Source organism: Butyrivibrio sp. AE3004 (assembly GCF_000703165.1).
Lineage (GTDB): Bacteria > Bacillota > Clostridia > Lachnospirales > Lachnospiraceae > Butyrivibrio.
Genome location: NZ_JNLQ01000002.1, coordinates 2,939,760 through 2,953,538, shown reverse-complemented (window position 1 = coordinate 2,953,538; position 13,779 = coordinate 2,939,760). Strand labels below are relative to the sequence as shown.

Annotated in this window: 12 protein-coding genes; all 12 read left to right on the top strand. The window is 39.2% G+C overall.

The genetic code is table 11. The features are described 5' to 3' along the window. Window positions 1-23: 23 nt before the first annotated feature. Genes BV60_RS0115655 through BV60_RS0115600 form a run of 12 tightly spaced genes read left to right on the top strand, consistent with a single transcriptional unit; the run spans window position 24 to window position 13,749 of the window. Entirely contained in the window at window positions 24-965 is a 942-nt protein-coding gene (locus BV60_RS0115655) for a GDP-L-fucose synthase family protein (RefSeq protein WP_029323235.1), read from the top strand. Window positions 966-967: 2 nt separating this feature from the next. Continuing rightward, complete coding sequence (locus BV60_RS0115650) at window positions 968-1,900, top strand: glycosyltransferase family 2 protein (protein ID WP_029323233.1); 933 nt, start codon at window positions 968-970, stop codon at window positions 1,898-1,900. Continuing rightward, a complete protein-coding gene (locus tag BV60_RS0115645; RefSeq protein WP_029323231.1) occupies window positions 1,900-2,673 on the top strand; it encodes a glycosyltransferase family 2 protein in 774 nt (257 codons plus the stop codon). Before BV60_RS0115650 ends, BV60_RS0115645 begins: the two co-directional genes overlap by 1 nt. A 10-nt stretch (window positions 2,674-2,683) precedes the next feature. Further along, window positions 2,684-4,099, top strand: coding sequence for a sugar transferase (locus BV60_RS0115640; RefSeq protein ID WP_029323229.1), 1,416 nt, complete (start codon window positions 2,684-2,686; stop codon window positions 4,097-4,099). Window positions 4,100-4,109: 10 nt separating this feature from the next. After that, window positions 4,110-5,243, top strand: a complete 1,134-nt coding sequence (locus tag BV60_RS0115635; RefSeq protein WP_029323226.1) for a YveK family protein — start codon at window positions 4,110-4,112, stop codon at window positions 5,241-5,243. A gap of 1 nt (window position 5,244) precedes the next feature. Further along, window positions 5,245-6,069, top strand: a complete 825-nt coding sequence (locus BV60_RS0115630; protein WP_029323224.1) for a glycosyltransferase family A protein — start codon at window positions 5,245-5,247, stop codon at window positions 6,067-6,069. Between the two features lie 11 nt (window positions 6,070-6,080). Then, window positions 6,081-7,274 carry an EpsG family protein gene (locus BV60_RS0115625; protein WP_242840991.1) on the top strand — a complete coding sequence of 398 codons (1,194 nt, stop codon included), beginning with the start codon at window positions 6,081-6,083 and terminating at the stop codon, window positions 7,272-7,274. An 11-nt stretch (window positions 7,275-7,285) separates the two neighbouring features. Continuing rightward, complete coding sequence (locus BV60_RS0115620) at window positions 7,286-8,239, top strand: glycosyltransferase (protein WP_029323221.1); 954 nt, start codon at window positions 7,286-7,288, stop codon at window positions 8,237-8,239. Window positions 8,240-8,249: 10 nt separating this feature from the next. Then, a complete protein-coding gene (locus BV60_RS0115615) occupies window positions 8,250-9,572 on the top strand; it encodes a glycosyltransferase family 4 protein (protein WP_029323220.1) in 1,323 nt (440 codons plus the stop codon). 41 nt (window positions 9,573-9,613) lie between these two features. Beyond that, the gene (locus BV60_RS0115610; RefSeq protein WP_051656788.1) at window positions 9,614-10,867 is read left to right on the top strand and encodes a glycosyltransferase family 4 protein; all 1,254 of its coding nucleotides are present in this window, start codon (window positions 9,614-9,616) and stop codon (window positions 10,865-10,867) included. Between the two features lie 24 nt (window positions 10,868-10,891). Further along, complete coding sequence (locus BV60_RS0115605) at window positions 10,892-11,977, top strand: glycosyltransferase family 2 protein (protein ID WP_029323216.1); 1,086 nt, start codon at window positions 10,892-10,894, stop codon at window positions 11,975-11,977. Continuing rightward, window positions 11,974-13,749, top strand: coding sequence for a hypothetical protein (locus tag BV60_RS0115600; RefSeq protein WP_029323214.1), 1,776 nt, complete (start codon window positions 11,974-11,976; stop codon window positions 13,747-13,749). The genes BV60_RS0115605 and BV60_RS0115600 overlap by 4 nt, the downstream gene beginning before the upstream one ends. Window positions 13,750-13,779: the final 30 nt, after the last annotated feature.

The following is a 13,779-nucleotide window of genomic DNA, read 5'->3' as shown; positions in this document are numbered from 1 at the left end:
GATTTGATTGGAGATATAACGTAATGGAGAAGAACGCTAAAATATACGTTGCAGGCCACAGAGGAATGGTTGGCTCTGCAATTGTAAGAGAACTTGAAAAACAGGGTTACACAAATATTATTACCAGAACCCATAAAGAGCTTGACCTTACAAGGCAGGATGCGGTTGAAGAGTTTTTTGCAAAGGAAAAGCCGGAATATGTATTTCTCGCTGCTGCAAAGGTTGGCGGAATAGAGGCTAATCAGAGTGCGCTTGCGGATTTTATGTACGAAAACATGATTCTTGAGATGAACGTTATTCATTCAGCATGGAAGAACGGATGCAAGAAGCTTGAATTTTTGGGGTCATCATGTATATATCCCAGAATGGCACCTCAGCCCATGAAGGAGAACTGCCTTCTTACAAGTGAATTGGAAAAGACGAATGAAGCTTATGCGCTTGCAAAGATTTCAGGACTGAAGTATTGCGAATTTTTAAATAAACAGTACGGAACGGACTATATTTCAGTAATGCCTACAAACCTTTATGGGCCTAACGATAATTATCATCCGACACATTCTCATGTACTTCCTGCGATGCTCAGAAGATTCCATGAAGCAAAGGAAGCCGGACTTAAAAAGGTAACATGCTGGGGAGACGGTTCTCCACTTCGTGAGTTTTTGTATGTTGATGACCTTGCAAATCTCTGCGTATTTTTGATGAATAACTACAGCGGTGATGAGACAGTTAATGCCGGAACAGGCAAAGAACTGACAATCAAAGAGCTTGCAGAGACTATTGCCAGAGTGGTTGGCTATGAAGGCGAGATTGAATGGGATGCTACAAAGCCAAACGGAACACCCAGAAAATTACTTGATGTATCAAAGGCGGCAGGACTTGGATGGACCTATAAGACTGAGCTCGAAGACGGAATAAGACTTGCTTATGAAGATTTTCTGAATAATCCTATGAGAGCGGAGAGATAAAGATGGAACTTATTAGTATTATTGTTCCCTGTTACAATGAAGAGGAGAACATAAAGGATTTCTATGACGAACTTATGAAAACCGAAAGGTTTTTTAAGGAACATGATGTTGATTTTGAAATCATATATGTAAGCGATGGATCTAAGGATGGAACTGTTTCGGAAGTGAAAAAACTTCATGAGACAGATGAGAGAGTTCATCTTATCAATTTTTCAAGAAATTTCGGGAAGGAAGCGGCTATATATGCCGGGCTGCAAAAGTCCAAAGGGGATTATGTGGTAATGCTTGACTGTGATCTTCAGGACCCGCCGGCAATGCTTCCGGAAATGTATGGATATATTGTAAATGACGGGTATGATTCTGTTGCTACCAGAAGGGTTACAAGAAAAGGTGAACCACCAATCAGATCCTTCTTTGCCAGAAGATTTTATAGTCTGATCAATAGAATGTCCAAGACAGAGATAGTGGATGGAGCAAGAGACTACAGATTGATGACAAGACAATTCGTGGATGCGATTTTGTCTATGGAGGAGTATAACCGCTTTTCAAAGGGGATATTCGGATGGGTAGGCTTTTCCACAAAATGGCTTGAGTTTGAAAATATCGAGCGTAAAAAAGGTGAGACAAAATGGTCTTTCTGGAAACTGTTTTTATATGCTATTGATGGCATTATAGCGTTTTCAACAGTGCCACTGGCTTTTTCATCCATACTTGGTGTGGTGTTCTGCTTTTTGGCAATTGTGCTTATAATTGTCACGATCATCAGAAAAATAGCATTTGGAGATCCTACCAGCGGATGGCCATCTCTTGTATGTATTATATCGCTTGTTAGCGGTGTTCAGCTTTTCTGCCTCGGAATTGTCGGACAATATCTGAGCAAGACCTATCTTGAGGTCAAGAAAAGACCTATTTATATTGTTAAGGAAGAAATTTGATGGAAAACGATCGCAGCCTGAGAAATCGTGTCAGCATTATCGTTCCGGTTTATAATGCCGGAAACTATATTTTGGAAACCATCAGCATGGTACAACGACAGACCTATGATAATTTTGAACTCATACTGGTGGATGACGCTTCTTCCGATAACAGTGCTGATTTGATAAGAAGTGCAATCAGTGCGGGCGATAACAGAATAAAGCTTATACAAAAAGCAACAAATGGGGGGGCTGCTCTTGCAAGAAATGCAGGAATTGCAGCTGCCACCGGAAGATACATAGCTTTTCTTGATGCTGATGATATCTGGTATGAGAATAAGCTTGAAAAAGAAATTGATTTTATTAAGAGCAAAGATGCAGCGTTTGCGTTTACTGCATATGAGTTTGGGGATGAAAATGCAAAACCTACCGGGAAGATCGTGCATGTTCCGGATACACTGAATTTTAAAAAGGCCTTATCGAGAACCGTAATATTTACGACAACGGTTATGATAGATACGGAAAAACTTCCTAAGGAAAAGATTTTTATGCCACAGATAGAAAGTGAAGATACTGCAACTTGGTGGACGATACTTAAGGGCGGGATTACAGCATACGGACTGGATGAAGTTCTTGCAATATACAGAAGGCCTGCCAAATCACTTTCTTCTAATAAATTGGTTGCGCTTAAGAGAATTTGGGGACTTTATAGAAAAATAGCCGGATTGTCTGTAGTTGCAAGCCTTTTCTATTTTATAGGATGGGCTTACAGAGCGACTGCAAGAAGGCTTTAAGGGTAATTGTATGAAACAGGTTGAATCTATAAAAAGAGTATTTGTATTATGTCTGGGACTTATTGGACTGTTGATTCAGACTGCAGTTTATGCTTTTTTCTGGTTTAAGGTATATTATCCGATTGTATCTGCACAAAGAATAAGTGCGGACGGATATATGTTTGGTAATGGTCTTAAGCTGTATTTCAGAGGACATTTGCTGGTAATTGCGATATATTTTGTACTTATGCTCTTTTTCTCAAATACCTACGGCGGACTGAAAATAGGATATCTTAAATCAATGGATATTTTTCTGTCACAGATTTTTGCACTGTTCATGGTAAATGTTATCTCATATTTCCAAATATCACTAATGAGAAACTGGCTTGTACCGGTTTATCCCATGCTAGAAATACTGGCTATTCAGATGGTAATATCCTTTTTGTGGGCGGTCTGTACGAATTGGATGTACAGATCGATTTTTCCGGCAAGGCAGATGCTTCTTATAAGCGGAGAATACCCGGTTGATGATATTTTAAGGAAGTTCAATTCAAGACAGGATAAATATAACATTGTTAAGTGTCTCAATATAAAAGAGGGACTTATGGCTATCGAAAGAGAATGCCTTGAACGCTACGACGCTGTAGTTCTCTGGGATATTCCCACTAAGGATAGAAATAAGCTTTTGAAATTCTTGTATTCAAATTCCATAAGAGTGTATCTTATGCCAAAGATTACGGATGTTCTTGTTAAGGGAGCTGAGCAGCTTCATATTTTTGACACACCTGTTCTTCTCCTTCGAGAGTATTATCTTAAAGTCGAGCAGCGTGCTATCAAGAGACTTGTAGATATCGTCTGCGCACTTATTCTGATCATACTTTCATCGCCGGTTATGCTAATTACAGCCATAATCATTAAGCTTTATGACGGAGGTCCGGTTCTTTACAAGCAGATTCGCTGCACTCTGAACCAGAAAGAGTTTAAGATCATGAAGTTCAGAAGTATGAGGGTTGATGCCGAAAAGGACGGAGTGGCAAGGCTTGCAACAAAGAATGACTCGAGAATAACACCTATCGGTAAAATTATAAGAGCCTTTAGAATAGACGAACTACCACAGCTTTTCAATATTCTCAAAGGAGAAATGTCGTTTATAGGACCAAGACCCGAGCGTCCTGAGATTATTGAGCAGTATATGGAGACTATGCCTGAATTTGCATTTAGAATGAAGGTTAAAGCGGGACTTGCCGGCTATGCACAGGTTTACGGTAAGTACAATACTACACCGTATGATAAACTGAAGCTGGACCTGGCCTATATAGAAAACTATTCTGTATGGCTTGATTTCAAGCTTATGCTATTAACTCTTAAGATTCTGTTTACACCTGATGCAACGGAAGGTGTCGATGCCACGCAGGTAACGGCTCTTAAGGATACGGACAACAAATAATGAGGTCAAAATGGCATCAAAACGAGAAAACTATGACAATGAAATATTGAATCTAAGGGCATTTTATCTTGTTTTGCTAAAAAAACTGTGGATACTGCCAGTTGCGGCAATTATAGGAGGTGTAATTGCAGGACTCATTTATTTCATGGCAAATGTGGTATATGCGCCTGCAAGAAATTATGTCACGGAGTCAACACTGTATATTTATTTTGCTTATGATGAAAATAAAGGTTCAGAGGTTGATTTCTACAATGCTTATACATGGAATATACTTGTAAAAGCCGAAGATACAAACCTTCCAATAAAGGCAGATGACAATATTCTTGACAGAATAATGGAGAATCTTGCAAACGAAGGATATCGGGAAGATGTAGATGTGACAAGACAGGATGTAATATCTTCGGTTAATGCGGATATCCCTTCTGATGTCAGAGTTATGCTCTTTACTGTGAAAAATCCGGACAGGGAGCTTTCCGGTGCAATTGCAGATGCGGCAAATGAGGCACTTGTAGCTTACGGAGAAAAGAATGAAGCCTTCACTTCGATAAAGCTTTTGGGAAGAAGTGATACAAAACTTGAGCTTTTACCGGACAGAATGGGTGTAGCAGTAGCGTTAGGCGCTGCTATAGGTTTGGTTTTGGCGGTTCTTACCCTTCTGTTTGTGAGTCTTGTGGATGATATCGTATATGTTCCCGAGGATGTACAAAGAAGATATGCCTTGCCTGTACTTGGGATACTAAGTGGCAAGGGACAGGAAGAACCTTCATTTTTCAGAAATGAAATGATTCTTGCTTTCAGAGAAAAGCTTAAAAGTGTTTCAAAGGCTGCTATTATTTGTGTTGATGACAAAAACGGAAAAATAAAAGCTGAGAGTGCACAATCAAGAATAGGTGAAGTTCTGGGTGATGGACTAAAAAGCGAAGTCCCGGAGTTTATTACCATGACGCTTCCGGGAAATGATAATGAGTCTTTTGAAAAACTGTCTCACGTTGACGGAGTAATAATTGCAGTCAGTATGGGAAAACACAACGGCGCAATGACAGAGCATCTTATTTCTCTTCTGAAAAAAATCGATTGCAGGATTTGCGGAATTGTAATAACCGATGCGGATATGAAATTTTTGAAAAGATATTTGGGTCTGTGATATGTCTAGAGTTCAATTGCTTGTGTCGGGAGTCAATCAGATAAAGGAGAGGCTGCCCGAAAAAATGAATATTCAGTCCGATGCGGTTATTGTTAATCAGTGTGATAAGGATGACAGTACTGAATTTGAGTATGTAAATAATAAGGATGAAGTTTATAAAATAAAGGTACTGGATAGAAATGAACGGGGAGTCGGCTTATCCAGAAATCTTGCACTTGATAATGCAGACCATGAATTTTTACAGTTTGCGGATGAAGATATAGTTTTTGATGATGGTTATGTTTCTGCCGTAGAGCAGGAATTTGACAGACATCCCGAGGCAGATATGCTGATGTTTAATGTAAAGGCTGCGCCGGGAAGAGAGACCTATCACAATACGGATTTTGCGAGAGTAACCTGGAAGAATTACGGAAGATATCCTGCATATGCGATTGCAGCCAGAACAGCTGTTATCAGAAAGGCCGGAGTGAGGTTTTCGACACTTTTTGGCGGTGGCGCAAAATACAGCAACGGTGAGGATTCGCTTTTTTTACATGATTGTTTAAAGAGCGGGATTAAAATATACAGAACTTCCGTCAGTATCGGACATGAAGAGTCGGAGAGACCTTCTACCTGGTTTACCGGGTTTAATGACAAGTTCTTTTTTGACAGAGGGGTACTGTATCATTTTTTGTACGGAAAGCTTGCAGTGATCATGAGCTTAAGATTTCTGCTTGTTAAGAAAAATGAGATGTGCAGGGAAAAGCCCTTAACTGAGTGCTACAGACTTATGCTGAAAGGAATAAGGCGGGGTAAGCTTGAAGCACAAAGTAAACGCAGCTTTTAACATGATAAGGAATGATATTAAGTGGTACGGGTGCGGATTATATGCTGGTATATATCACATTGACCGTCATAACACTCGCAATAGCTTATTTTTCAGGCACAAAGAATGTGACCGCAGGAGCGGTAATTGGCGGAGAATATAACTTCATACACAGAGGACTCAGTAGAAAACAGGTGAGAAATGCAGTGGGGCTTTTCTCACTATTTGTGCTTTTGACAGGAGTATCTGCTCTGAGACTGAATGTTGGGAATGATTACAGTAAATATGTGGAATTTATGCACAGAACCTACAGTAATGCAGTGGTACCCACTGAAGTCGGATTTAATTATCTTACAAAGCTTGTTTATACTCTGTCTGGATTTGAAAACTATGTCATGGTGTTTGCATTCTTTGCGGCAGCAACGGTGTTTTTCTTTCTTGCGGCCATAAACAGGCAGACAGAGGACTTTTTTCTGTCATTTATGATGTTCATGCTCCTTGGGTATTATTTTCAATCCTTAAGTACAGTCAGATATTACCTTGCGCTGGGAATTGCACTTTATTCGATCAGCTTTTGCCTTAAGGGTGACTGGCCCAAATTTATACTGATCATATTATGCGGAAGCCTTTTTCATAAGTCGCTTCTTGTGGTACTTGTTCTTTATCCACTGGCAGCTATGAAATGGAAGCGGTGGATGTACGTTACACTTGCACTTCTTTCTGTTTCCTGTATGTTTTTAAAAGACATATACCTTCAGATAGCAATCAAAATTTATCCGTCATATGAAGGGACCGAATACCTTTCAGGCGGAACTAGCACAATAAGTATAATAAGATGCGCAGGGGTTCTTGCCCTGGCTGCTCTGATTCTTGGAAAAGATATAATAAAAGACAGAAAAATGAGTTTTTACTTTTATTCAAATCTCGGAGCACTGATACTGTATGTTTTCTGCTCATTTTTGCCAACAGTATCAAGAATAGCGTATTATTTTACTGTAACTCAGATATTGTACGTTCCGGCACTTGTAAAAATTCTTATTTCGGACAGAGACGAGAAGCGTTATAAGCTTGGAAGAATGCTTCGGGTTTTGACTGTTATCGGGTGTTTGTTGTATTTTGCGAAATATATGAGAGGTGCTGCAGGTGATGGAGTAAGGATTCTTCCCTATGAGACATTTTTGTTTCATGAATTGCCCGCAACATTATCGGAGAGAGGCTTTGGCTGACGAGGTATGAAATGAAAAGACCATTTTTTACTATAATTGTTGTTTCATATAATGCAGGTGAGGATCTGATAAATACATTGGAAAGTATTAAAATGCAGACCTTTAAGGATGTTGCCATTGTGATAAAGGATGGCGGTTCTACAGATGGCTCACTAGAAAAAGCTGTAAAGTGCCTGGGATTAATAAACGAAGATGAAGATAAAAAAACTGATGGCAGAAAGCGGCTTAGTGCCGGAAAGATGAGTTCTAACGGTTCCTTTGACATAAGGTATCAGGACGGAAGGATAAGGATAATCCGAAGTAAGGATCATGGTATTTACGATGCTATGAATATGGCGGTTAATGCCATAAAGAATGAGGAAGAGCGGAGAATAAAGGATACAGCTCCGGGATATATCTATTTTTTGAACTGTGGAGATGTATTTTCAAATAATCAGGTTTTAAGGAATGTTTATGAGAAGATACAGCTTGATTCAAAGAATTCGGGAACAATCGTACCCACGATTTATTACGGAGATATTTATGAGATGAAGACAAGGCAGAGAGTTTCATCTAATCCTAAGATAGACGACTTTGCCTGCTACAGAAATGTTCCATCTCATCAAGCTTGTTTTTATGATGAGAGACTTGTTCTTAGATATGCGTTTGATACTGTCTGGAAGGTGAGGGCGGATTACGAACATTTCCTCAGATGTATCTATGTTGAGAAGGCAGAAACGAAATACATGAATCTGCGTATAGCTGATTATGAGGGTGGCGGTTTTTCGGAAACAAAGGAAAACAGGAAGATATCGGAAACAGAGAGACAGCAGATAATACACTTATATCTTTCAAAAAAGCAGATTCAGAAATTTGACATGATCAGAATGCTGACACTTGCGCCGCTTAGAAGTAAAATAGCGGAAAATCCAAAGACGGCAGGGGTATATAATAAGATAAAAAGTCTGGTATACAGACATCGATAAGAGGAAATAAATGAGAGTTTTGTGGGTTTGTAACATAATGCTGCCTGCTTTTGCAAAGGCGAACGGACTGCCCTGGTCTGAAAGGGAAGGGTGGCTTTCGGGGGCATATGATAAGATCGTATCCGGTAAAAAGGCCGGAAATATAATTCTTGGCGTAGCATTTCCATCAGGGGATATGGGAAAAGCCAAAAAAGAAATTGATAATGTAAGTTTTTACGGTTTTAAAGAAAATCTTGACATGCCTGAAGTTTATGATGAGGGGCTGGAAGATAGGTTTAAAGAAATATATGAAGACTTTAAGCCTGATATCGTACATGTATTTGGAACTGAATTTCCGCACAATCTTGCAGCGATAAAGGCATTTAACAGACCATCAAGGACGCTTCTTGGAATACAGGGATTATGCTCTGAGATAGCCAGGGTTTACATGGCAAATCTCCCGGAGTCTGTCAGTCAGGCCACCACGTTTAGGGACAGATACAAAAACGATTCGCTTATTCAGCAAAAGGAAAAGTTCGAAAAACGTGCTGAAAACGAGATCATGGCAATAAAGCTTACAGGAAATATAACCGGAAGGACGGATTTTGATAAGGAAATAACCTCCGGGATAAATCCGAAAGCCGTATACCATAAAATGAATGAGACCATGCGTCCGACTTTTTATGTGAATGCATGGAGATCTGTAAATACTGTTCCTCACAGCATTTTTCTCTCTCAAGGGGATTATCCTTTGAAGGGATTTCATTTTATGCTGGAGGCAATGCCCGAAATACTAAAAGAGTATCCTGATACAAAGCTGTATGTTGCAGGTAACAGCGTAATAGGTAAAATCAGGAGAAAAACAGTGACTATTCCCGATGAACAAAAGAATGCATCGGGAAAAAGTAAGTATCCTCTTGCAATAAGAATTTCGGCTTACGGTAAATATTTAAAGAAGCTGATACGAAGAGGGAAGCTTGGTGGCAAGGTTGTGATGCTTGGAAAGCTTTCGGCAGAGCAGATGAAAGAACAGCTTCTTAAATGCAATGTATTTGTGTGTCCGTCAATATTGGAGAATTCACCAAATTCAATGGCTGAAGCAATGCTTCTGGGTGTGCCGACGGTTGCGGCAGAAACCGGTGGGATTCCCAGCATGCTCGAAAAAAATGTGGACGGATTATTGTTTGAACCCGGAAATTCAGAAGAACTTGCAAAATGTGTAAAGCAGATGTTCAGAGAACCTGTAATAGCAGCTGTTTACGGTGATAATGCAAGAAAACACGCAATGCTGACTCATGACGCTTCTGAAAATTATAAGAGGCTTATTGAGATATACAAAACTATGATGGCTTAAAGCTATAATCTGAAGGAGGCTTTGCTATTAAGATAACATTTGTGTCTAATTACATAAATCATCATCAGATTCCGCTTTGTGATGAATTATATTCAGCACTTGGTAAAGATTTTTTCTTTATAGAATCGCAGCCTATGGATGAAGCACGAAAGAATATGGGGTGGAATTCGGATACAGCAGGGATTTCATATGTGAAGAGGATGTATGAGGATATGGAAACCTGTTCGAAACTGATAATGGATTGCGATGTAATGATACTTGGCTGGACAGGACAGGATAAGAATGCACCATCCGAGCAGGTAATAAGAGACAGACTAAGCAGCGGGAAACCGGTTGTCAGGGTCAGTGAGCGGATTTACCGTGAGGGTAGATGGAAGGCTGTATCACCAAGGGGACTAAAGGCAAAGTATGAAGAACATATAAAATTTCGAAATGCCCCTGTTTATATGTTGTGTTCAGGAGCTTATGTTTCCGGAGATTTTAAGATGATAGGCGCATATCCGGATAAGATGTATAAATGGGGATATTTTCCACCTTTCAAAATATACAGTAAAGAAGAACTGGAAGAATTACTGTATAAAGATAAAAAGAAACTGCATATATGCTTTGCCGCCAGACTTATTAAGCTAAAACACCCAGAACTGGCTGTGGAAACGGCAAAGCATCTTAGGAATATCAGCGTTGATTTTAGTCTTGATATTCTTGGAGACGGACCGCTTTTTTCTGACATACAGGAGTTAATAAAAAGCGAAAAGCTTGAAGATTATGTTTTTATGCACGGATCCCTTAAACCGGAAGCGGTACGGGGAATAATGGAAAAAAGTGATGTATTCATATTTGCCAGTAACTATCTTGAAGGTTGGGGAGCAGTAGTGAATGAGGCTATGAACAGTGCATGTGTTGTTGTGGCATCCTCCGAGGCCGGAGCTGTTCCGTATCTTATAAAGGATGGTGTAAATGGTTTTACTTTTGATAGTTGTGACAAGGAAAAGCTTATAAAGAAGATAGATGCACTTTTTTTAGACAATGATGCGACCATTTCGGAGAATGTCCGGGATAGAAAAGCCCCCACACTAAATGCAGATTATGTGAGGAAGCTTCAAAAAGAAGCCTATCTTACTATCAGAGAAAACTGGAATGCCAAAAATGCGGCAGAAAGATTACTGGTTTTTTGTGAAAGTATAACAAGTGGTAGTAATTTTTCACCGTATGAGGATGGACCTCTTAGCAGGGCAAATGTGATAAAGGCTCCGGGATTTATGCGTACCGTGCAGGAAGATAATCATCTGGAGTAAATATAATAAGTATTTTTTGAGGAGATGGAATTGTTTACCAAAAAAATCAGTGTAATTATACCTGCCTATAATATTGAGGATCTGATAGTACGCTGTCTTGATTCCGTATGCAATCAGACATATCCCGATGAACTTTTTGAAGTAATTGTGGTAGATGACGGATCTACGGATGATACTTATAAAAGAGCAGAGGATTACATAAAAAAGACATGGGGGAAGCTTCGCTATGAGGAAGATGAAACATTCTTAAAGAACAGCACAGGACCATCCATAACTCTTCTTCATCAGGAAAACGGTGGCAGCAGCAAAGCAAGAAACTTAGGTATAAGTGCTGCGACAGGTGATTATATTGGCTTTGTTGATGCAGACGACTATATAGACCATCATATGTATGAAGTGCTGATGAAGGCGATTGAAGAAAACAGCACAGAGGATGAACCCGTCCTTATGGCTCAGATATCGAGGGATGAAATCGCGGAGGATGGAACAAAGCTTCCGGATGTGTGCATACCTCCGAATTATGTAAACATAATATCAGGAAAGGAACATTTAAGAACACTTTTAATGCATACAGGCGATGCATCCTTTTGTACCAAGCTTACATCCAAAGAACTGTTCACGGGAGGTTGCAAGGGATTTCCTGAGGGAGAGCTTAACGAAGACTTTTTTCTGATGATACATATGCTCAAGAAGGTGAAAAAACTTGTTATTTTACCCCAGCAGTACTATCACGTTTACTACCGGAGCGGCAGCAATTCAAGAAAAAAGGCTGATCAGAAAGACTATTTTCCGCCGGTATTTACTGACATTGTCAGAAATTCAGATGTAGCATTAAAGCTTGTGAAAAAGAGCTTTCCGGAGCTTACTGATGTGGCAATCAGATTTTGTCTGATTCAGAGACTTGATTACCTTCTTCATATTCCGATAAGTAAAATGACTGTGAAAAACAGATTTTATAAAAAGAATGTTGTAGGTTTTTTAAGAAGACATATGAGAGATATTTCTTCCAACAGATATCTTTCGAAAAAAGATAAAATGTATCTGCTTATACTGGCAGCTGCCCCGAAGGCGGCTCGTACAATACATGCAAAGGTTAGAGGACTGCAATGAAGATTGACTCAAAAAAACACAGTTTAATACTTCTTTTTATACTTGTTTTGCAAGTGTTGACGATATGCATTTTCGGAATGCAGAAAGAGGGCTTTCACCAGGATGAGTATTATTCGTATTTTTCATCAAACAGAACCCTGGGTTTTTATTATCCCGACAGAGAATGGGTTGATACTAAAACAATAAGGAATGAATTTGTTGTTCTTCCGGGAGAAGGCTTTAACTACGGGTTGGTCCATCTTGTGCAGTCCTGGGATGTACATCCGCCTTTTTTCTATGATCTTTTGCATACGGTATGCTCTGTTACTCCGGGAGTGTTCAGCAAATGGCAGGGGATAATTATTAATCTTATTGCATTTATTATCAGCTTTATTATTTTGGAGAAGCTTGCAAACAGTATAGGAATGAGCAAAGAACTAAGGATTACTCTTATGTTTGCGTATGGCTTTAATCCCATGACAATTTCCTGTGTTTTGTTTATCAGGATGTACATGTGGCTTACGGTTTTTATACTGGCTTCCGCATATTGGCACATGAAGCTGATAAGTCTTATAAAAAGGTATTATGAAGGATCGGAGCTTGTAGGTTTTGTTCTTGCTAAGCCCTTTGACAAAAAGTTTAAAAAGGGATTTTTGTCCTATGTGATCGTCATATCGTTTGTTAATCTTTTTGGATTTTTAACCCAGTATTATTATCTGATCTTCATGTGCATGATGGGAATATCCTTTGGAATATGGTTTTTGTTTCTTATGCCAAAGAACAGAAAGAAAAAGACAAAAGAAAATCAAAATGAAGCCGGTAAAAATGTGCTGGATATAGAAAAAATTTTGGGGGATGAGAAATTTGTTCAGCAGGCTGCTTCTATGGCAGAACGGTTTAAATATATATTGGTTTACATTATATGTTCTGCTTTGTCTATCGGCGTTTCGGTTGCTGTTTACCCCGCTTCGGTTTCTCATATTTTCAGGGGGTATAGAGGGAAGGAAGCAGCTGAAGCTTTTTCCAATATGTATAACAGCTTCGAAAGGATAAACTTTTTCTTCAGACTTGCTGATGATTATCTGTTTTCCGGAATACTGTGGCTTATAGTAGTGATGATAGTGATAGCGCTTGTTGCACTTTTCTTTATGCTAAGGGTCAAGGGGGAAAAGGATAAACTGCACATTGCTCATATCAGAATTCTTGTTGTGACTGCAACGGGATATTTCCTTATAGTTGCAAAGACAGCTCTTCTTCTGGGGGATACCTCCAATAGATATGAGATGCCGATATATCCGATAATATTGCTGCTTGCTGCATACTTTACAAGGATAGGAATAAGGGCTATTGTCGGTAACAGAAAAGCTCTGGGTATTCAGATACCCGTACTTGGAACATTTATTATTTTTACATTGATAATAGGTAAGGGTATTGGGATTGATAGGAATGTGCTGTTCCTATATCCTGAAGATGCTGCAAAAATAACGTATGCAAAAAAAATGAATGAGAAAAAAGCTGCATGCGTGGTAATGTATAATGATGCAACTCCCGATAATATCTGGAGACTTACCGATGAGCTGCTCCAATATGACGAGCTTTATTATGTAAACGAAGCAAACACCAAAGAGCTTACTGACGATAAGATTAATAGCAGGGAAAAGCTGGTGATATATGCTGCAGATCATGATAACAGGGATTATATACTTGAAGAGATAGCAGATAATAATCATAATGTCAAAGAGTGTAAGCGTATGTCTGAGAAAGATATGTGGACGCAATATGTTATGGAATGAATGGATTATTTTATCTTTAATCCTTTTTAT